At 63.4% G+C, this 20,649-nt stretch carries 22 protein-coding genes; 15 read left to right on the top strand and 7 right to left on the bottom strand.

The annotated features are described in order from the left end of the window. The first annotated feature begins 192 nt into the window (after positions 1–192). From metH to RSO41_RS03375, 4 genes are all read left to right on the top strand, one after another. On the top strand, positions 193–3,894 hold the full coding sequence (gene metH, locus RSO41_RS03390) for a methionine synthase (protein ID WP_315617670.1): 3,702 nt from the start codon (positions 193–195) through the stop codon (positions 3,892–3,894). A gap of 1 nt (position 3,895) precedes the next feature. After that, on the top strand, positions 3,896–5,275 hold the full coding sequence (locus tag RSO41_RS03385) for an MATE family efflux transporter (RefSeq protein WP_410000312.1): 1,380 nt from the start codon (positions 3,896–3,898) through the stop codon (positions 5,273–5,275). Positions 5,276–5,437: 162 nt separating this feature from the next. Beyond that, complete coding sequence (locus RSO41_RS03380; RefSeq protein WP_315617669.1) at positions 5,438–7,090, top strand: nitrite/sulfite reductase; 1,653 nt, start codon at positions 5,438–5,440, stop codon at positions 7,088–7,090. Beyond that, on the top strand, positions 7,083–7,598 hold the full coding sequence (locus RSO41_RS03375) for a DUF934 domain-containing protein (protein WP_315617668.1): 516 nt from the start codon (positions 7,083–7,085) through the stop codon (positions 7,596–7,598). The genes RSO41_RS03380 and RSO41_RS03375 overlap by 8 nt, the downstream gene beginning before the upstream one ends. Positions 7,599–7,705: 107 nt before the next feature. Here RSO41_RS03375 and smrA read toward each other — a convergent pair whose 3' ends face one another. Further along, positions 7,706–8,299, bottom strand: a complete 594-nt coding sequence (gene smrA, locus RSO41_RS03370) for a DNA endonuclease SmrA (RefSeq protein ID WP_315617667.1) — start codon at positions 8,297–8,299, stop codon at positions 7,706–7,708. A 134-nt stretch (positions 8,300–8,433) separates the two neighbouring features. Here smrA and RSO41_RS03365 point away from each other — a divergent pair, with 134 nt between their 5' ends. The 6 genes from RSO41_RS03365 (at position 8,434) to pdxH (ending at position 11,697) form a co-directional block, all read left to right on the top strand. Then, positions 8,434–8,859: a gamma-glutamylcyclotransferase family protein gene (locus RSO41_RS03365; protein ID WP_315617666.1), complete on the top strand. Its 426-nt coding sequence runs from the start codon at positions 8,434–8,436 to the stop codon at positions 8,857–8,859. A 139-nt stretch (positions 8,860–8,998) separates the two neighbouring features. Continuing rightward, entirely contained in the window at positions 8,999–9,460 is a 462-nt protein-coding gene (locus tag RSO41_RS03360) for an MgtC/SapB family protein (protein WP_315617665.1), read from the top strand. Positions 9,461–9,561: 101 nt separating this feature from the next. Beyond that, positions 9,562–9,903 carry an ArsC/Spx/MgsR family protein gene (locus RSO41_RS03355; RefSeq protein WP_315617664.1) on the top strand — a complete coding sequence of 114 codons (342 nt, stop codon included), beginning with the start codon at positions 9,562–9,564 and terminating at the stop codon, positions 9,901–9,903. Between the two features lie 34 nt (positions 9,904–9,937). Continuing rightward, positions 9,938–10,558, top strand: a complete 621-nt coding sequence (gene wrbA, locus RSO41_RS03350; protein ID WP_315617663.1) for an NAD(P)H:quinone oxidoreductase — start codon at positions 9,938–9,940, stop codon at positions 10,556–10,558. After that, positions 10,555–10,950, top strand: a complete 396-nt coding sequence (locus RSO41_RS03345; RefSeq protein WP_315617662.1) for a DUF2069 domain-containing protein — start codon at positions 10,555–10,557, stop codon at positions 10,948–10,950. The genes wrbA and RSO41_RS03345 overlap by 4 nt, the downstream gene beginning before the upstream one ends. A gap of 105 nt (positions 10,951–11,055) precedes the next feature. Then, positions 11,056–11,697, top strand: a complete 642-nt coding sequence (gene pdxH, locus RSO41_RS03340) for a pyridoxamine 5'-phosphate oxidase (protein WP_315617661.1) — start codon at positions 11,056–11,058, stop codon at positions 11,695–11,697. Between the two features lie 14 nt (positions 11,698–11,711). Here pdxH and RSO41_RS03335 read toward each other — a convergent pair whose 3' ends face one another. Beyond that, positions 11,712–14,459 carry a bifunctional acetate--CoA ligase family protein/GNAT family N-acetyltransferase gene (locus RSO41_RS03335; RefSeq protein WP_315617660.1) on the bottom strand — a complete coding sequence of 916 codons (2,748 nt, stop codon included), beginning with the start codon at positions 14,457–14,459 and terminating at the stop codon, positions 11,712–11,714. Between the two features lie 139 nt (positions 14,460–14,598). Between RSO41_RS03335 and RSO41_RS03330 the strand changes: the two genes are divergently transcribed. The 5 genes from RSO41_RS03330 (at position 14,599) to glp (ending at position 18,466) form a co-directional block, all read left to right on the top strand. Continuing rightward, positions 14,599–15,531 (top strand): histone deacetylase family protein, encoded by a 933-nt coding sequence (locus tag RSO41_RS03330; protein ID WP_315617659.1) that lies wholly within the window; start codon positions 14,599–14,601, stop codon positions 15,529–15,531. A 190-nt stretch (positions 15,532–15,721) separates the two neighbouring features. After that, the gene (locus RSO41_RS03325) at positions 15,722–16,354 is read left to right on the top strand and encodes an XRE family transcriptional regulator (RefSeq protein WP_315617658.1); all 633 of its coding nucleotides are present in this window, start codon (positions 15,722–15,724) and stop codon (positions 16,352–16,354) included. 57 nt (positions 16,355–16,411) lie between these two features. Continuing rightward, entirely contained in the window at positions 16,412–16,738 is a 327-nt protein-coding gene (locus tag RSO41_RS03320) for a DUF1244 domain-containing protein (RefSeq protein WP_315617657.1), read from the top strand. Next, complete coding sequence (moaB, locus tag RSO41_RS03315) at positions 16,735–17,256, top strand: molybdenum cofactor biosynthesis protein B (RefSeq protein WP_315617656.1); 522 nt, start codon at positions 16,735–16,737, stop codon at positions 17,254–17,256. Before RSO41_RS03320 ends, moaB begins: the two co-directional genes overlap by 4 nt. Continuing rightward, the gene (glp, locus tag RSO41_RS03310; protein ID WP_315617655.1) at positions 17,249–18,466 is read left to right on the top strand and encodes a gephyrin-like molybdotransferase Glp; all 1,218 of its coding nucleotides are present in this window, start codon (positions 17,249–17,251) and stop codon (positions 18,464–18,466) included. The genes moaB and glp overlap by 8 nt, the downstream gene beginning before the upstream one ends. Before the next feature lie 4 nt (positions 18,467–18,470). Here glp and RSO41_RS03305 read toward each other — a convergent pair whose 3' ends face one another. The 5 genes from RSO41_RS03305 to tusD all read right to left on the bottom strand — a co-directional run bounded on the left by RSO41_RS03305 (position 18,471) and on the right by tusD (position 20,648). Then, entirely contained in the window at positions 18,471–19,034 is a 564-nt protein-coding gene (locus RSO41_RS03305; RefSeq protein WP_315617654.1) for an ACP phosphodiesterase, read from the bottom strand. A gap of 1 nt (position 19,035) precedes the next feature. Beyond that, the gene (locus tag RSO41_RS03300; RefSeq protein WP_315617653.1) at positions 19,036–19,392 is read right to left on the bottom strand and encodes a TusE/DsrC/DsvC family sulfur relay protein; all 357 of its coding nucleotides are present in this window, start codon (positions 19,390–19,392) and stop codon (positions 19,036–19,038) included. Then, positions 19,392–19,682, bottom strand: coding sequence for a sulfurtransferase complex subunit TusB (gene tusB, locus RSO41_RS03295; RefSeq protein WP_315617652.1), 291 nt, complete (start codon positions 19,680–19,682; stop codon positions 19,392–19,394). The genes RSO41_RS03300 and tusB overlap by 1 nt, the downstream gene beginning before the upstream one ends. A gap of 27 nt (positions 19,683–19,709) precedes the next feature. Then, positions 19,710–20,087, bottom strand: coding sequence for a sulfurtransferase complex subunit TusC (tusC, locus tag RSO41_RS03290; protein WP_315617651.1), 378 nt, complete (start codon positions 20,085–20,087; stop codon positions 19,710–19,712). 168 nt (positions 20,088–20,255) lie between these two features. Further along, entirely contained in the window at positions 20,256–20,648 is a 393-nt protein-coding gene (tusD, locus tag RSO41_RS03285) for a sulfurtransferase complex subunit TusD (RefSeq protein ID WP_315617650.1), read from the bottom strand. Position 20,649: the final 1 nt, after the last annotated feature.

Raw genomic sequence — 20,649 nt, 5'->3', positions numbered from 1 at the left:
GTGATTCACTAGGTCTTTGATGCCCTGCCGCCGCGCCCCACCTTTTGCTACCATAGGGCGCCTATCCGGCGCACCACGCCGAACAAGGAAAAATACTGCACTGATCGCGCATGCAATATCGCTGCTTTGTACGGCGCCCTGCTCAGCGCTTTTCCAAGACCGATGCTTTCACGCTGGAGATCACCCCGACCCATGGCCGACGTTCCCGTATCCTCGCTCGCGACGCTCACCGACAGTCTCGCCGAACGCATCCTGATGCTGGATGGCGGCATGGGCACCATGCTGCAGAACGCCGGCCTCTCCGAAGAGGAGTTCCGCGGCGAGCGGTTCGTGGATTGGCCGACGGACCTCAAGGGCAACAATGATCTCCTGGCACTGACCTGCCCCGACCTGGTGACGCGCATCCACCGCGACTATCTCGAGGCCGGTGCCGACATCGTCGAGACCAACACCTTCAACAGTACCCGGCTGTCCCAGTCCGACTATGGCATGGAAGACCTAGTGCCGGAGCTGAACCGCGAATCCGCGCGGCTGGCCCGCGCCATCTGCGATACCGTGGCCCGGGAAACCGGCGTACCCCGTTTTGTGGCGGGTGTGCTGGGCCCCACCTCGCGCACTGCCTCATTGTCCCCGGATGTCAACGATCCGGCGATGCGCAACGTGACGTTCGACGCGTTGCGCGACAACTACCGCGAAGCCGCCGAGGCACTGGTGGAGGGCGGCAGCGACCTGATCCTGATCGAGACGATCTTCGACACCCTCAACGCCAAGGCGGCGATCTACGCCCTCGAGGAATTGTTCGAGGCGCGAGGCGAGCGACTGCCGGTCATGATCTCCGGAACCATTACCGATGCCTCCGGCCGCACCCTTTCGGGCCAGACCACCGAGGCGTTCTGGAATTCGGTACGCCACGCCCGGCCGCTGTCAGTGGGCCTCAACTGCGCCCTGGGGGCCGAAGAGCTGCGCCCGTACGTCGAGGAGCTGTCCAACAAGGCCGATACCTTTGTCTCTGCGCATCCCAATGCCGGCCTGCCCAACGAGTTCGGTGAATACGACCAGACACCCGAGGAGATGGCGGCCATTGTCGCCGAGTTCGCCGAGAGTGGCCTGGTCAACATCATCGGTGGCTGCTGCGGCTCGACGCCCGAACACATCGCCGCCATCCACCGAGCGATTCGCGACACGACACCGCGCCGACTCCCCGAACGCGCTTTAGCCTGCCGGCTGTCCGGTCTGGAACCGTTCAACATCGAGCACGACTCGTTGTTCGTCAACGTCGGCGAGCGCACCAACGTCACCGGGTCGGCACGCTTCAAGCGCTTGATCAAGGAAGAGGACTACACCACTGCCCTGGAGGTGGCCCTGGAGCAGGTCGAGAACGGCGCCCAGGTCATCGACATCAACATGGACGAAGGCATGCTGGAGTCCGAGGATGCGATGGTGCGCTTTCTCAACCTGATCGCCGGCGAACCGGATATCGCCCGGGTGCCGATCATGGTCGATTCCTCCAAGTGGGAGATCATCGAAGCCGGCCTGAAGTGCATCCAGGGCAAGGCGGTGGTCAACTCCATCTCCTTGAAGGAAGGCGAAGACGCCTTCCGCGAGCAGGCAACCAAGTGCCGCCGCTACGGTGCCTCGATCGTGGTCATGGCCTTCGACGAACAGGGCCAGGCCGATACCTTCGCGCGCAAAGCCGAGATCTGCCAGCGTGCCTACCGCCTGCTGGTCGACGAGATCGATTTCCCGGCCGAAGACATCATCTTCGACCCGAACATCTTTGCCATCGCCACCGGCATCGAGGAACACAACAACTATGCCGTGGACTTCATCGAGGCAACCCGCTGGATTCGCGAGCATCTGCCCCATGCCATGGTGTCCGGTGGCGTTTCCAACGTTTCCTTCTCCTTCCGTGGCAACAATGCCGTGCGCGAGGCGATCCACTCGGTATTCCTCTACCACGCCATTCGCGCCGGCATGACCATGGGGATCGTCAATGCCGGCCAGTTGGCGGTCTATGATGACCTGCCCGAGGAGCTTCGCGTGGGGGTCGAGGACGTGGTGCTCAATCGCCGCGACGATGCCACCGAACGCCTGCTCGACCTGGCCGACAAGTACAAGGACGACGGCAGCGGCGCCTCCCGGAAGGAGGACCTGGAATGGCGGAACCTGGACGTCGAAAAGCGCATCGAACATGCCCTGGTCAAGGGCATTACCGCCTATATCGAGGACGACACCGAGCTGGCCCGGCAACGGGCCGAGCGGCCCATCGAGGTGATCGAGGGGCCCTTGATGGATGGCATGAATGTGGTCGGCGACCTGTTCGGGGCCGGCAAGATGTTCCTGCCCCAGGTGGTCAAGTCGGCCCGCGTGATGAAACAGGCCGTGGCCTACCTGATCCCCTATATCGAGGCTGAAAAGGGCGAAGATACCCAGGCCAAGGGCAAGATCGTCATGGCCACGGTCAAGGGCGATGTCCACGATATCGGCAAGAACATCGTCGGCGTGGTTCTTCAGTGCAACAACTACGAGGTCATCGATCTCGGCGTGATGGTGCCGGCAGAGAAGATTCTACAGACGGCCCGCGAGGAAAAGGCCGACATCATCGGGCTCTCCGGACTGATCACCCCGTCGCTGGACGAGATGGTCCATGTCGCCAAGGAGATGCAGCGCCAGAACTTCGAGCTGCCGTTGCTGATCGGTGGCGCCACCACTTCCAAGGCGCATACGGCGGTCAAGATCGAGCCTGGCTACGAGCATCCGGTGATCTATGTCACCGACGCGTCTCGCGCCGTGGGCGTGGCCGGCAAGCTGCTCTCGCCCGGCCTCAAGGAGGCCTATGTCCGCGAGATCCGCGAGGAATACGAGAAAGTTCGCGAGCGCAACGCCAAGCGCCGGCCCAAGGCGGCTGACCTGGACTACACCGCCGCTCGTCAGCGCAAGCCGGCCATCGACTGGCAGGACTATACCCCCCCGCGTCCGGCACTGTCCGGCCTCGAGGTCTTCGAGAACCATGACCTGGCGCCCCTGGTCGAGCGCATCGACTGGACGCCCTTCTTCATGAGTTGGCAGCTGGCCGGCAAGTATCCGCGCATCCTCGACGACGAGAAAGTCGGCGAAGCCGCGCGCAGTCTGTTCGATGACGCCCAGGCCATGCTCGAGCGGTTAATCGATGAGCGGCTGATCCAGGCCCGGGGCGTGATCGGCATGTGGCCGGCCAACACCGTCGACGACGACGTCATCGAGGTCTATGCCGATGAGTCGCGCACCGAGGTGATAGAACGACTCCACCACATTCGCCAGCAGACCACCAAGAACCGCGAGGGGGTGTGTTACAGCCTGGCCGATTTCGTCGCCCCCAGGGAAAGCGGCAAGCCCGACTGGATCGGCGGCTTCGCCGTCACCGCCGGCCATGGTGTCGAGGAGCTCGCCAATCGCTACAAGGCCGCCGGCGACGACTACAACGCCATCATGGTCCAGGCGCTGGCCGACCGCCTCGCCGAGGCCTTTGCCGAATACATGCACGAGCGGGTACGCAAGCAGTACTGGGGGTATGCACCCGACGAGACACTGGACAACGAAGCGTTGATCGCCGAGGAATACCAAGGCATCCGTCCCGCTCCCGGCTATCCCGCCTGCCCCGATCATACGGAAAAGGCAACGCTGTTCCGCCTGCTCGATGCCGAGACCCACTCCGGCCTCTCCTTGACCGAAAGCTTTGCCATGTGGCCCGCGGCCGCCGTGGCCGGCTGGTATTTCGCGCATCCCCAGTCGAAGTATTTCTCCACCGGCAAGATTACCCGCGACCAGGTCGAGACGCTGGCCGAGCGCAAGGCGATGACACTGACCGAGCTGGAACGCTGGCTCATGCCGGTACTCTCCTACGACCCGAGCTGACATGTCCGAACGCATCACCACGCCTGTGCGTTCGGCCACCGCGATCGCCTCGTTGCTGCCCGACGGCAACAGGCGTCGCATCATCCTGCGCCTTGCCCTGCCGATCATCGGCGGCATGCTCGGTCAGAGTCTGCTGAACCTGATCGATGCCGCCATGGTCGGCGCTCTGGGTGAGGTTCCGTTGGCCGGCGTCGGGATCGGGGGTTATGCCATTTTCCTGATCACCGCCGTGGTATTCGGGCTGTCGTCCGGTGTACAGGCTCAGGCCGCCCGTCGCCACGGTGAACAGGCATGGGGTCGCCGCGCCCAGGCCTTGAACGCAGGACTGATCATCGCTCTGCTCGTTGCCTTGCCCCTGACACTGCTGTGTCTATGGCAGGCGCCACGCTTGATGGCCTGGATCAGCCAGGACCCAGCGGTCAATGTCGAAGCAGTGGCCTACTTCCGCTGGCGCGTGGTATCGCTGATCCCGGTGGCCATGATTTTCTGTTTTCGCGGTTACTGGAACGGCATTCAGCGCACCGGGCTTTACCTGCGCATCATGCTGGCGATGCACCTGGTCAACGGCCTGGCCAGTGCCGGCCTGATCTTCGGCCTGGCGGGGCTGCCCGCCATGGGTGCCGCCGGTGCCGGTGCCGGCACCACACTGTCATTGTACGTAGGGCTGGCGATCTGGGCCTTCTACAGCTTGCGCCACGCCATGACCAGCGGCTTTCTTGCTGCGCGTCCGCATCTCGATACCTTGCTGACGACCCTGCGGCTGGCCATACCTCACTCTTTCCAGCAGGTCTGGTTCGCTGCCGGCTATGCCATGCTGTTCTGGATTCTCGGCCATATCGATACTGCCAGCGTGGCGGTAGGCCATGTATTGGTGAACCTCTCGTTGCTGCTGATACTGCCCGGTGTCGGCCTGGGCATGGCAGCGATGAGCCTGGTAGGGCAATCCCTGGGGCGCCAGGACTACCGCGATGCCCATCGCTGGGGCTGGGACGTGGTGTGCATCGCCCTGCCATGCCTGCTGCTGCTGGCATTGCCAATGCTGGCCTTCCCCGATGCGGTGCTGAGCCTCTTCCTGCACGATGCCGACCTCATTGCCCTGGGGCGCCTCCCCTTGCAGCTCACGGCGTTGATGATCGTGCTGGATGCTGCCGCCCTGGTGTTTGCCCAGGCCTTGCTCGGCGCCGGGGCCAACCGCACCGTGATGACCACGACCCTGACCCTGCAGTGGCTGGTCTTCCTGCCCCTGGCCTGGTGGGTCGGCGTCCATCAAGACGCCGGCCTGGCCGGCATCTGGTGGGTGCAGCTCGGCTATCGATGCCTGAACTCCGCCTGGTTCGCGGCTATCTGGCAACGCGGCCGATGGACCGAACTGCGCGTATGATGAACGCTGCGGGATGGTCAGCATGAAGCCGGACACAGGGCAAGGCGTCATGCCTCATTCCATTTCGAATATAAACTATGCATATTTATTCTTTTCTCGTATAAAGATCACCCGGTAAGCTAGTCGCAACCGTGCCACTTCCCTATCGTAGGAAGGCGTAGAATGTATCGCTACGACAATCATGACCAGACCCTCGTGGACGAGCGCGTCGCTCAGTTTCGTGACCAGATGCGCCGTTATCTTGAGGGCAAGATCAGTGATGAGGAATTCCTGCCGCTGCGTGTGCAGAACGGCCTCTATATCCAGCGTTACGCCCCCATGCTGCGTATCGCCATCCCCTACGGCATGCTGGCTTCCTACCAGCTGCGCAAGCTCGGCGAGATCGCGGCGCGCTACGATCGCGGCTATGGCCACTTCACCACGCGCACCAATCTGCAACTGAACTGGCCAAAGCTCGAGGACGTGCCGGATATCCTGGCCGATCTGGCCAGCGTGCAGATGCACGCCATCCAGACCAGCGGCAACGATATTCGCAACACGACCACCGACCAGTTCTCCGGCATCGCCGCCGATGAAGACGTCGACCCGCGCCCCTGGTGCGAACTGATCCGGCAGTGGTCGACCTTCCACCCGGAATTCGCCTACCTGCCGCGCAAGTTCAAGATCGCCGTGACCGGTGCCGAGGAGGATCGCGCGGCCATCCAGGTTCACGACGTGGGCCTGCGCTTCTGGCGCGACGACGCCGGCGAGGTGCGCGTCAAGGTATTGGCAGGCGGCGGCCTGGGTCGCACACCGATGATCGGTGGCGTGATGTGCGAGGACCTGCCGTGGCGCCATCTGCTCACCTACCTGGAAGCCCTGGTGCGGGTCTATAACCAGTTCGGTCGCCGCGACAACAAGTTCAAGGCACGCATCAAGATCCTGGTCAAAGCACTGGGCATCGATGAATTCAGACGCCGTGTCGAAGAGGAATGGGCCCATCTCAAGGACGGCGCCCAGACCCTGACCGAGGAGGCGGTATCCGCCGTGGCCGAGCACTTCGTCGACCCACCCCGCCGCGAGGTCGCCGAGGACGCTATCGAGGCCTACGAACGCCTGCGAGGGGAAAATCGCGCCTTCGCCCGTTTCGTGACCAACAACGTCACCGATCACAAGGTCGCCGGCTACAAGGCCGTGACCCTGTCACTGAAGCGTCACGATCACTCGCCCGGCGACGTGACCTCCGAGGACATGGCGGCGGTGGCTGATCTGGCCGACGAGTTCGGCTACGGCGAGCTGCGCGTCACCCACGAGCAGAACCTGGTGCTGACCGATGTGCCGGTGGATCGCATGGAAGAGCTCTGGCAGCGTCTCGATGAGCTCGGCATGGCCAACCCGACCGTGGGCACTCTGGCCGACCTGATCTGCTGCCCCGGCGGCGATTACTGCTCGCTGGCCAACGCCAAGTCGATTCCGGTCGCCCAGTCCATCCAGGAACGCTTCGAAAATCTGGACTTCCTCTATGACCTGGGGCCCCTGGAGCTGAACATTTCGGGTTGCATGAATGCCTGTGGCCATCATCACGTGGGCCATATCGGCATCCTCGGCGTCGACAAGAAAGGCGAGGAGTACTATCAGATCTCGCTCGGCGGCAGCCAGGGCAACGAATCGTCCCTGGGCAAGATCCTCGGTCCGTCCTTCTACCGCGAGGACGTGACGGACGTGATCGACAAGCTGCTGAAAGTCTATGTCGGCGAGCGTACGCCCGACGAGACCTTCCTCGACACCTATCGTCGCATCGGCCTGAAACCCTTCAAGGAGCATGTCTATGCCTGAACAGCATCGAACCCTGATCGCCGATCGCCGCGTCCAGCATGACGACTGGGTGCTCCTCGAAGAGGGCGCGGAGCGCCCCGCGAACACCTCCGTCATCGTTTCCGTGACGGAGTGGCTGGAGGCCCCGAGCGAGAACGTCGCCCCGCTGTTGAGCAGTGATACCGAACTCACTCCCGAGCTTGCCAGGCAATTGCTCGACGCACCATTGATCGCCATCGACTTTCCCAAGTTCACCGATGGTCGGGGCTACAGCATCGCGCGGCTGCTGCGGGAGCGTTACGGGTACGGCGGTCAGATTCGTGCCGTGGGAGACGTGTTGATCGATCAGCTGTTCTACATGTCGCGCTGCGGTTTCGATGCGTTCCTGCTGCGCGAGGACCAGATCGTCGAGGACGCTCTGAACGCCCTGGATACCTTCAGCCGCAGCTACCAGCCCGGGACCGACACTGGCGAGCCGCTGTTCCGGCGTCGGATGCGTGAAGCCCGTCGCGAACCAGCCGTCGCCTGAAACGACCGGTTCGGAAGCGCTGCAAGCGGCCGAGCCAAAACGGCAAGTCCCTCGAAGACAGGAAGCCGGCCCCTGGCCGGCTTCCTTGTGTCATCGGCTACGGTCTCTCAACCTCGCCGCTTCTGCTGCCGTTCGCGATTATCGGCTCGGGCGCGCTCACTCTTGCGCAGCATGACCCAGGTAGCGCCGATGCCCCCATCACGCTGCCCCGCCGAGGCGAATGCCTGCACGTCCTCCACGGCGGCGAGCCACTTGGCAAGATAGGAACGCAGCACATTGGATGGGCTGTCGATCTCACGACCGCGACCATGCACGATCAACACCGAGCGCAGGTCGTGTTCACGGGCCTCGCGAAGAAAGCCGGGCAAGGCCCGGCGACATTCTTCCAGCGGCCGGCGCAATAGATGCAGGCTGGCCTGGGCGGGATAGCCGCCGTGACGCAAGCGCTCCATCACGCCCCGTTGAATGCCGTCACGGCGAAACTCGAGTGGGTCGAAAGGAGGCACAAGGTCCACGAAATCGTCCGATAGCCCCAGGCGACCCTCGCCCTCGGCGACGGCGCTTTCACGCCGTGCCAGTTGGGCGTCGCTGGGGTCGCGACGAGGTCGACCGGGATCGGCACGGTCGTTGCCACCACGCAAGGGTTGCACCTCGCCCACCAGTGCCCGAAAGTCCATTTCGTCATGCTGGCGTTGTGTCATGGGGCACCTCCGTCTCGAATGGTGAGTCCCTCATCCTAGCGCCCCGTGTCAGGCCAGCAAAGCATCATGATGGGTCTCTAGCAGACCGTACCCTGTGGCAGGATATGCCTTTTCCGTCGATGAGACCGCGCCTGATGCCCTTTCGCCGCCTTGCCCTGTCGAGTCTGTGCCTCGCGCCTTTCGTCCTTGCCGGCTGGTTCTGGCTGACCTGGCTCAGCCCCTGGACCTATGAGCGCCCGGATGCGCTGCCTGACGTGGCAAAGGGGCAACACCACCTTTTCGTCTACGGCACCCTGCGCCATGCCCCGGTCCGCTGGCTCGTCTACGGTCGAGCTGGAGATCCGGAAAGGGTGACATTGCCCGGTTACCGGCGCGAGGGGCTCGACCTGAAACCCGCCGAGGGGAGTAGCGTTTCCGGACTGCTGCTGACGGTGGATGCCGAAGAGCTCGAGCGGCTCGATCGCTATGAACGGCTCGGTATCCGGTATTATCGTCAGAAGGTCACGCTTTCCAGCGGCCAGCAGGCCTGGGTGTATCGACGTCTGTCTTCGGCCAGGTGATTGCGATGTCTCACTAAAAAAGATAACGGTATAAATTAACGTTTTTTTCTCAAGACGGCCTCCATACGCCACCCTTTATAGGACAGGACATCCTGTCAGCAATGACGCGAACACGACCCAGACGAGCAAGGAGAATGTCATGGAAGCTGAGCTGACACTGCTGGAGATGCTCACCCGCCTGTCGGCTGCCGCGGGGCTGGCATTGGTGCTCGGCATCGAACGCGAATTCCGAGGCAAGCCCGCGGGCCTCCGCTCTCACATGCTGGTCGCGCTGGGCGCCGCCGCCTTTCTGCTGGTCGGGCTGGAAATCCTGCACGCCACGACTGGCGGAGACTCATCGGCACGCATCGACCCGACCCGCATCGTCGAAGGCGTGATCGGAGGCATCGGTTTCCTCGGCGCCGGCAGCATCATTCGCAGTGGCACCAGCGTACAGGGCATCACCACCGGCGCCTCCATCTGGCTGGCCGGTGCCATCGGTATTGCCGCCGGTGTCGGGGACCTGGCCCTGGCCGCCATGGTCACGGTACTGGCGCTGATCATCATGACAGTGCTCGGCGCCATCGAACGCGCCCTGCCCTGGCACAAGCGCGACGACTGAGGATGACACTGCTTATATGCCTGCGGTCACCCGATGTTGTGGGGCTCAGCGGCCACGGCCTACAATGGCGCCACGCGATTCGATCCGACATGAGGCCTCGCATGCTGACCCTGCTGCACAATCCACGCTGCTCGAAATCCCGTCAGGCCCTGGCTCTCCTCGAAGAACGCGGTGCCGACGTTCGGGTTCGCCGCTACCTGGACGACCCGCTCGACGAGAAGGAGCTCCGGGCCCTGATGTCACGACTGGATGCCGACGGTACGGCCCTGGTGCGAACCAATGAAGCCGAATGGAAAGATCTGGACGCCGATCTCGACGATCCTGACCAGGTCGTGAAAGCCATTCGCGCGCACCCGAAGCTCCTGCAACGCCCGATCGCCGACGATGGCCTGCGCGCCGTGATCGGACGTCCTCCCGAGGACGTGCTCGGCCTGCTCGACTGACACCGTTCTCCATCTCCCAGCCCCAGGGACCCGCATGTCTCCTCAGCCCTATATCCTGATTCTTTATTACTCACGCCAGGGCGCTACCCAGGCAATGGCCGAGCGCCTCGCGGCCGGTGTCGAGTCGGTGCGCGGCATCCAGGCGCGCCTGCGCACCGTCCCCCCGGTTTCGCCTACCTGCGAAGCGGTGGATCCGGACATCCCCGCCGAAGGGGCGATCTACGCCAGCCTCGATGACCTTCGCCACTGCGCTGGCCTGGCACTCGGCAGTCCGACTCGCTTCGGCAACATGGCTGCGCCCTTGAAGCACTTCATCGACACGACCAGCGAACTCTGGCTGGGAGGTGCCTTGATCGACCGCCCTGCCACGGCATTCACTTCCACCTCCAGCCTGCATGGCGGCCAGGAGACCACGCTGATCTCCATGCTGCTCCCTCTGCTGCACCACGGCATGGTCTATGCGGGACTGCCCTACAGCGAAGTGGAGCTGATGGAGACCCAGGCCGGCGGCACGCCGTATGGTGCCAGCCATCTGGCCGGCAAGCGCAGTGACCGCCCCCTGGATGACCATGAGCGACGCTTGGCCTTCGCCCAGGGCAAGCGCCTGGCGCGACTGGCGCTTGCCCTGGACCGCCACGGCGAGGAGGGTGCATGAAGCGCTGGCTGGACAATCTCGAAGCACGCGCGGGGTTGGTGGCGTTGGTGACGCGCTGTCGCCGCCTGGTGATCGGCAGTTATGCGATACTGATCCTGATGATGATCTATCGAGGCGTGGCGGTGGAAAGCGAAGCCAGCCGCATCGGCCCGATGGTGGCCTTCGTGCTGCCGCTGGTACTTTTCCTGCCCTCCATCCTGGCCAGGCGCGCGAGGGGGCACGCCTGGCTCGCTTTCGTCAGCCTGCTCTACTTCGCTCAGGGGGTGATGGTCGCCGGCCTGCCCGGACAGTTGATGCGAGGCAGCCTGGAAGCGCTGGTCTCGCTGGCACTGTTCGCCGGCTGCACGGGCTATGCCCGCTTTCGCAGCCGCCAGTTGAAGACCGAAGCGTGAGTTGAACCGAATGCTCGAATGCCCCGCTCCATGACATCGAGCCATCATGCCTTGAGCTTGACACGCCGAGCGGGCGACCATGACCGAATATTTCAGGAGAACGCCATGACACGAGATATTGCCGATATACGGCGCGACTACGAAGGCGGTCGGCTCGAAGAGGACCAGGTACCGGAACAGCCCATGCCCCTGTTCGACGAATGGCTGGCTCTGGCCCTGGAGTCCGAAGGCGACGACGGCAACGTCATGACGCTGGCCACGGTCGACAGCCAGGGGATGCCTCATGCCCGTGTGGTACTGCTCAAGGACGTCAGCGAGCAAGGCCTGGTCTTCTACACCAACTACCAGAGCCACAAGGGCAGCGAGCTGGCCAATGTCCCCCACGCGGCCCTCGTCTTCTGGTGGCCTTCCCTGGGCCGTCAGGTGCGCGTCGAAGGTCCTGTGGAACAGGTCAGTGACGAGGAGTCCGATGCCTACTTCGCCGGTCGCCCCCGAGCCAGCCAGTTGGGTGCCTGGGTGGCCACCCAGAGTGTGGTGATTCCCGGCCGAAACTGGCTCGAAGAGCGGGAACAGCGCTTCCAGCGAGCCTACGAGGGCCAGGAGATCGAGCGACCCGGCCACTGGGGCGGCTATCGAGTGGTACCGGAGATGATCGAATTCTGGCAGGGTCAGCCCAGTCGCTTGCATGACCGCATCCGCTACGAGCGCCGTGCCGATACCTGGAGCCACTTCCGCCTGGCACCTTGAGAGGGACCTTCCCGTCAATCCTGCAGCGTTTCGAGACGATGGCGCTGCCATTCGCTATGCGGTTCGTTGAGGCGCAGTACGGCATCCACGACCTGCTCCTCCATGTTATAGCGCTGGCGAAAACCGAGCTGCTTCATCAGCGCACGCATGGGATGGTTGTCGGCCATGATCTGGCCGACCATCTCCAGGGTACCGACGCCCTTGCTGTAACGGATCATGCGTTCCATCAGCAACTTGCCGATACCCAGCCCCTGCAGGTCGTCACGGATGATGATCGAGAACTCCGTGCGAATGTTGTCGGGATCGTTCCAGACCCTCACCACGCCGAGCATTTCCTTGGTGCCATCCTCGAGCGGATGTTCGGCGATGAAGGCCATCTGGCGGTCATAGTTGATATGCGACAGCATCGACAGATCCCGCTGTGACAGATCGGCCTTGTTGTGAAAATAGCGGAACCGGATGCTTTCCTCGGAGAGCTGGGTGTGAAAGCGCGTGATCAGCGGGGCATCCTCGGCGCGTATCGGTCGCACTTCGACATCCCAGCCATTCCCCAGGGTCACCCACTCACGCAGTTCCTCCGGATACGGCATGATCGCGAAGCGCGCCGGCTCACCGAGATCCATGGCGAAATCCACGGCCACCACCCCGTCACGATTGAGCAGGACCGGATTGAGTTCAAGCCCCTTCAGCGTCGGTAGATCGCTGGCCATCTGAGAGAGCTTGACCAGCAACTCGCCTATCCGTTCGATATCCCGCTCGGGGTCGCTCGAGTGCTCGCGAATCAGGCGGGCCGCATGAGTACGCCCGACGACATCGCCCGCCAGCGACATGTTCAAGGGCGGCAGGGCCACCTGCCGATCGGCCAGGATATTGACCTTGTAGCCTCCGATGCCGAACACGATCAACGGCCCGAATACCGGGTCCCGCGTGATTCCCGCACACAACTGCATGGAATGCTTGCCACGCTGCATCGCCTGAAGACAGTACTCACGGACGGTCAGGTCGGGAAACTTCTCGCGTACCTTGTCCCCAAGGCGGGTGACGCCTTCGACCACCTCCTCGGGCGTGGCCAGATCCTGCAACAACCCCGCCGAAAGCTTGTGCGGATGGCGGCGATAGCGAAAGGGGTGACAGTTGCCATCGTGAACCACCTTGAGTGCCATGGGACCATCGAAGAATCTTGCCGCCTCCCCGGCCTGCTCGGGTGTCCGCAGATAGCGGCTCGGGGCGGAGGGAATGCCGTAGGTCTCGAGTACCCGCGATACCTCGGAGTGATCGAGGCTCTCTCTCCCCTCTTTACGGGCACTGTCGATCAATTCACGGCAACGGACACGGATCGCCGGGGTCGTGGCAAACGGCAGGCTCGGCGGCGTCTCTTGAAGCAGCGCCTGCACCCGTTGATAGTCGACCATGTGCATGAAAGCCTTGATGGCTTTCTCCGGCGAGATGTAAGTGGGGATGCCCGCCTGGTTGCATTCGTGCCGGGCCGACAGGGCCTCTTCCAGTCCCATCCAGCTGGTCAGGAGGTTGCGCTTGAATCGCTTGCGAGCGTCGATGACGGCCTTCGACGTGTCAACCGAGGGGGCCAGGCGAGTCGGTGCATGCACCACCAGTACGGCATCGACACCCGGATCGGCTGCAACCAGCTCCAATGCTTCAACGAAATGTGCGGGGGTCGCCAGGCCTCCCAGGTCGACCGGATTCTCGCCCGGCTTGCTGCGATCTCGCTGTTCCTGTCGCAACTGACGCTGCGTCGATGCCTCGAAGGTCGCCAGGCGGCCGCCGGCGCTGATCAACTTGTCGATGGCCAGCATGGCCGGGCCCAGGCCGTTGGAGACCACCGCCAGCCGACCGCCACGCAGAGGCTTCATGCGTGACAGGGTTTCCAGTGCATCGAAGAGTTCATCGGAATCGTCGACTCTCACCACACCGGCCCGGGCAAAGGCAGCATCGAAGACCTGATCGCGATTGGCGATACCCGGTGTCGCCGGCAGGTTGGATATGTCCGACTCCGCGGTACGGCCGCTCTTGATGGCCAGTACCAACCGGTGACGAGAGGCATCTCGCAGCGCGGTCATGAAATGCTGAGCGTCGAGAATGCGCTCCAGGTGCAACAGGATGGCTTGAGTCGGTGCGTACTGATTGATGTAGTCGATCAGGTCGGGCAGCATCACGTCGACGCTGTCGCCCAGCGTCAGTAGATGCGAAAAGCCGATACCGCGCCCCGCCGCCCAGTCGATCATGGCGTTGCCCAGCATGCCGGACTGCCCCAGATAGGCCACGCGCCCGCGCCTGACCGGTTGACTGGCGTAGGAGGCATTGAGCCTGCGGCCCGGAACGATCAGCCCCATGCACTCGGGGCCCAGCACCCGAATGCCGGACGCCCGAGCCGCACTCAACATGCGCGAGCGCACCGACCCTTTCTCGCCTCGCGCATCGTCGAGCTGCACGCCGCCCGACAGCACCAGCGCCGCCTTCACCCCGAAACGCCCCAGGCGGTCAATCAACTCCGGCGCCGTCTCCACCGGTGAACAGATCACCGCCAGATCCGGCACCTGAGGCAAGCGGGCGACACGGCTCACGCAGGGTTCGCCGAACACCGCCTCGTAGCCCTTGGGGTTGAGTGCCCAGATCTCGCCGGAAAACCCACCCTCGCGTAGATTGCGGATTACCAGTCCCCCCATGGAATGGGACTTCTCGGATGCCCCGGCCACCACGATGCTGCGAGGCTCGAAGAAATGGGGTAGAAAGCGAGTGCTCATTGAAGGCTCCGTCGACTGACCGGGACATCAGAGGGTGTACGAAAAATCGGCGCGTAGCTTCCCTTGTGTACGACTTATTGCCAGTGTCATGCAAGGACTCTCCACCCCTATGGTAGGCGCAACCCAGCGGAGGGCACGCATGATAACGGCCTACATCACTCATCCCGATCACTCCCGGCACTACATGGGCCCGGCGCATCCCGAGTCGCCCCAGCGACTGGACGCCATCCGTGCGCGTTTGCAACGCTCGGGCATCCTCCAGCAGACCATGCAGTCGGAGGCTGTCGAGGCCAGCGAAGAACAGCTGCTGCGTGTCCACCCCGAAAGCCACCTGCGTTATCTCGAGCGCTGTGCGCCGCAAAACGGCATCGTGCCCATCGACGGCGACACCCTCATGACGCCCGACAGCCTGCGCATCGCCAGGCTGGCTGCCGGCGCGGCGATCAAGGGTGTCGATCGGGTCTACCGGCATCAGGCGGACAACGTCTTCTGCGCCATGCGTCCGCCGGGACATCATGCCGAGGCCTCGGACGCCATGGGCTTCTGCTTCTACAATAATGTCGCGGTGGCCGCCGCCCACGCCCGGAGCCAGTATGGTGCGCGCCGCGTCGCGATTCTCGACTTCGATGTGCACCAGTGCAACGGTACCATCGATATTCTCCGGAATGATCCCGGCGTACTGATCTGCACCAGCTTCCAGTATCCCTTCTACCCCTGGCGATATCTCGACTGCCGTGCTCCCAACATCGTCAATGTACCATTACCGGCCGGCACCGAAGGCCCCGCCTTCCGGCGCGCCATCGAGGCGAGCTGGCTACCGGCCCTGCACGACTTCCAGCCCGACCTGGTACTGGTCTCGGCGGGCTTCGACGCCCATCGCGAAGATCCTCTGGCCGAACTCTGTCTGGGCGATGAAGACTTCTATTGGGTAAGCCAGCTCGCCGTCGACATCGCCGAACGTTATGCGCAGCGTCGTCTGGTCTCGGTGCTCGAGGGCGGTTACTCGGGCGACGCTCTGGGGCGCAGTACCGAGGCTCATCTCAAGGCCCTGCTCGGCCTGCCCTTCAACTGACCCCCTGCCCCTTTCGATGGATGCCCACTCTGGTGGAACAAAGGGTTTCCTGGCCTCGAGAAACATCATCGACGATGGCTGGCCGGACTGACATGTCGCCACTGGCCAGGTGCGGGTCGCCCGGACTACCCGGTAGCCCGGGCGGGTGTGGTAATCTGAGGGGAAACCCAGTTTCCGATAGTGAATTCCGATGACCGCCAGCAACGATCAGGACGCCGCCCTGCGCATCGCTTCCGGGCGCAAGCCGTTCGTCGAGCCCCTGCGACTCGGTGAACGGCTCAAGGAGATTCGCCTGGCCAACCAATGGACCCTGGGCGACGTCAGCCAACGCACGGGGCTGGCACGCTCCACCCTCTCCAAGATCGAGAACGACCAGATTTCGCCGACGTTCACCGCGGTGCAGAAACTGATCAGCGGCCTCGACATCGACCTGCCGCAACTGCTGACACAGCCCCGGACCAAGACACGCACCATGGGCCGCCGCGACCTGACACGTCGGGGCGAAGGACAACAGCACCCTACCCCGACCTACGAGCACGAACTGCTCAGCTGCGAATTGGCCCAGAAGCGCATGATTCCCTTCAAGACCATCGTGCGCGCTCGCCGCTTCGAGGAATTCAATGAATGGGTCCGCCACGATGGCGAGGAATTCCTGATGATCCTCGAAGGCGAGATCCAGCTGTTTTCTGAGTTCTATGAGCCGCTTCACCTGACCCGAGGCGACAGCATCTACTTCGACAGCGACATGGGCCATGCCCTGGTCTCGGTCAGCGAGGAGGATGCCGTGGTGCTGTCGGTGTGCACACCGCGGGATGGACATTGACGGAGGACCGTCCCTCTCCGACACGATATCGAACTTCTATCCAACCGGAGCGACACCATGCAGGATTTCGACGACGCTACCCGTACTGAACTCGAGGCTGCCGCCTTTCGCCGGTTGCTTCGCCATCTGGACGAGAACAAGGATGTTCAGAACATCGACCTGATGATCCTCGCCGACTTCTGCCGCAACTGCCTGTCCAAATGGCTGGTGGCCGAAGCCGAAGCCCGCGGGAAAACGCTGGAGTACGAAACCGCGCGCGAATATGTCTACGGCATGCCCTACCGTGAGTGGAAATCTCTCTACCAGGCCGACGCCACACCAGAACAGCTGGCCGCACTGGAAGCTCGCCAGGCCGCGAAACGCGAGCGGAGCGACGGCGAATGAGCGAGGCGATGATTCCCCTTTCCGTGGCGGTGCTTACCGTCTCCGACACCCGCACCGAAGCGACCGACCGCAGCGGCCAGGCCCTGGTAGAGCGCCTCGAGGCTGCCGGACACCAACTGCATGACAAGCGAATCATTGCCGACGACGTCTACCACATTCGCGCCCAGGTGGCGGCCTGGATCGCCGACGCCGAGGTACAGGTCATCCTGACCACCGGTGGCACCGGCTTCACCGGGCGCGATTCCACTCCCGAAGCTGTCTCGGTATTGCTCGACAAGCGCATCGAGGGATTCGGCGAACTCTTTCGCCACCTTTCCTGGCAAGAGATCGGTAGCTCCACCGTGCAGAGTCGCTGTCTCGGCGGACTGGCCAACGCCACGGTCGTCTTCTGCCTGCCCGGCTCCACCGGTGCGTGTCGCACTGCCTGGGACGGTATTCTCGCCGAGCAGCTCGATAGCCGCCATCAACCCTGCAACTTCGCCAATCTGGTGATTCCCGAACGAGGCCAGCATGCCTGAGACTGCATCCCTTCAACCGGTGGAAGCAGCCCTCGACACCCTGCTCGAAGGCGTCATGGTCGTGCCGACGGAGACCCTGGCCTGTGATCAAGCAGCACGGCGGGTACTCTCGAACGATGTCACGGCCTGTCTCGACGTGCCGCCTTTCGACAACAGCGCCATGGATGGTTATGCCCTGCGCCATGCCGATGCCGGGCGGACCCTGCCGATTTCCCAGCGTGTCGCTGCCGGCGCGAATGCCGAACCACTGGCGCCGGACAGCTGTGCCCGCATCTTCACCGGAGGCGAGATCCCGCGGGGCGCCGATTGCGTCGTCAGGCAGGAAGGCGTCGAGGTCACGGCCGATGGTATCCGTTTTCCCGACGACATCCCGGTCCGCAACAATATACGTCCTCGAGGCAGCGACGTGCGCGCGGGGGCACCACTGCTGGCTGCCGGCATGCGTCTCGATGCCGCCGCCCTTGGCCACCTCGCCGGACAAGGCATCACCGAGGTCGAGGTGCGCCGCCGTCCGCGTGTCGCCCTGCTATCCACCGGTGACGAGATCGTCGAGCCCGGCCAGCCGCTGCGTGCCGGCCAGATCTACAATACTAACCGTCCCATGCTGACACGGCTGCTCGAGACCTTCGGCGCCGATATCACGCGCTTGGCTACGGTGCCGGACGATGCCGAGGGCACGCGCGCCCTGCTGGATGCAGCAGCACGGGATGCCGACGTGGTCATCACCACCGGTGGTGTGAGTGTCGGCGAGGAGGATCACGTCAAGGCGGCCCTGACGTCACTGGGGCGTCTCGACCTCTGGCGGCTGGCCATGCGACCGGGCAAGCCCCTGGCTCTGGGCCGTCTCCCCGATGGTGACGGCGACGAGACCCGCTTCGTCGGGCTACCGGGCAACCCGGTCTCCTGTTTCGTCGGCGCCTGGTTGTTCCTGCGCCCCCTCATGGGCGCTCTGCTCGGCTGCCGCGAACTGGCCCGACTACCCAAGCTCGCCGCCCGCGCCGACTTCACGGCCCGTACCGGTCCTCGTCGGCACTACATGCGCGTCACCTTATCGTTTACCGCGGAAGGAATCGTCGCCCAAGCCTACCCCGACCAGAACTCCGGTGTACTGTCGTCCTGTGTCGGCGCCGATGCCCTGGCGGTCATCGAGCCCGACTCGCACGTAGCGGCCGGCGATACCATCGACTGCCTGTGGTTGCGTGGCGATTGAAACCTCAGGGCGCCACGTCCAGTGTCGCTTCGAGATCGTCCCAGAGCGACGCGAAATCCCGGGCCAAGAGGGCATAATCGCGTTCCATCCAGGGCACCAGTCGAGCCAGATGATTGGGGCCGGCGATCCGACGGCCCACGCCCGCCACCGCACGACAGGTGAAGGCGAAGTCGGCGTACCCTCTCAACCAGTCCTGGCTTACCAGGGCTGGCATCATCGCCTCGAGGCGATGTGGCGCAACACGGCCATCCAGTACCCGATAACAACGCATCACCAGCGCATCACGTTCGGGAACCAGCAGATGGCGGGCCAGGAAATGATCCCATAACAGGTCCAGGGCGATACCGGCATAGCGACGCTGGGGCGTTGGCGCTCTTGCCCGGGCGCCACGCACCACCGGGTGTGCATCGACATAGGCATCCACGCGACGGTGGTGACGGATCCCCCTGGCGACGTCCGCCGCCCAGGCATCGAGGTCCCTGCCCTTGACGCCATCCGCGATGAGATTGCCGTACAGGAAATCGTCCGTCCCGCCCCTCGCCAGCCAGCCATGCGCCAGAAAGTTCATGTCACAGACAATGGCTGGGCTTGGGCAATCCCGCCAGACGGGCCGCTACCTTGGCGGGGCTACCGGGAAACAGGCGCATCAAATGAATGGAGCGTCCCTTGTCGGGCCCCAGGGCACGTCCCACGGCCTTGACCAGCGGACGCATGGCAGGCGCCATCTCGTAGCGCTCATAGAAATCACGCAGCACCTCGATCACCTCCCAATGCGCCTCGTCCAGTGCGATTCCCTCTTCATCGGCCAGCGCCCTGGCGACATCGGGGGTCCACTGCCCCAGATCGACAAGATAGCCTTCGGGGTCCAGGGCTATCTCGATATTATTATCGAGAGATAGATAACGGTATATTTCCGTCGTTGCCATCAGTACCAACTCAAGATTCGTTCAGCCTGTTCGGTCAAGGTCACGAAGCCATCGGTGTCCACCACCTTCACCCTCGCGTCGCGACGGCTCATGAGCCCCCGGGCCTCGAGATCCTCGCGCAAGGCATAGAGCCGTCCTTCGAGCCCGGCAAATCCATCGACCAGGGATGGCAATGCACCCTGCACCCCATCTTCGATGAGCAGCAACCGATCTTCGGGCATCATGGCCGAAAGTGCCTGCTCGACCGCATGCCCGGCACCAGGCGCACGGTTCACGATATGCAGTTTCATAGATTCCTCGTTGTGGCACGAGTCCCACTAGAAGGCAAGCACCAGGGCATGGCGCTCCACCAGCTCGGCGATGGATGTGCCGTCCAGATGACGCGCTGCCAGCATGAGATCCTCCTGATCGAGGCCATATCGCGCCATTGACTGGCTCTCGACATACAGCGCCTCGATATCATACATCTCGAGCATCTCGAGCGTCGGCCCTGTGCCCTTCTGTCCAAGCGCGCCCTGCCCTTGCCCCTCAAGCAGGCCCAGAACACCTTCTCCCATGAACAGCAAGGCGACCTGTCGTCCAAAGGCAGCACCCACCAGGGCAGCATCCAAGCCTTCTCGTAGCCAGCTCGTACCATGGGGGCCATGACGCAGGATCACCAGCAGGTCGCCGTCCGACATGTCTTCATCACGCATCATCATTCCTCCGGACGGTACCCTCTAGGTCGTGTACGAAAAGTCGGCGAGGCAAGGTAAGGGCTAGGCCCGTTCCTGACGGGCCCGCGCATTTCCCGCATCCGTGTGGGTCACAAGGCGAAATCGGTCGAGAAAGCGCAGCGAGTACAGGCACTTTTCGTACAGATCCTAGTGGGCGAAGGTCACCAGGCGGTCACAGTGCAGCCCGAGATCAATGAGCTGACCGAGTCCCGTCAATTCGAAAGGAGCTTCCACACTGTATCCCGACTTGCCATGCCGACTCGCTTCGCGCTCGTCCATCAGCCCGCGCCGCAGGGCAGCCGCGATGCAGACCTGCAGCGTGACGCCATGCTCGGCATTCAACGCGACCCAGCCATCCACCAGGTGGGGTTCATCCTGAGGAGGTGCGGCAAGCCGGGCGGCGTTGTAAACACCATCATGATAGAAGAACACGGTTTCCAGGCAGTGCCCTCGTGCAATCAGGGCGCGGGCGAAGCGCAATGCCGAATGACTGGCCTGATCGCTGTAGGGAGCCCCCATCAACAGGATCGCATAACGCATG

Origin of the sequence: Halomonas sp. I1, assembly GCF_032334135.1 — a bacterium.
Classification (GTDB): domain Bacteria; phylum Pseudomonadota; class Gammaproteobacteria; order Pseudomonadales; family Halomonadaceae; genus Halomonas.
This window is presented reverse-complemented; position numbering and strand designations above follow the sequence as displayed.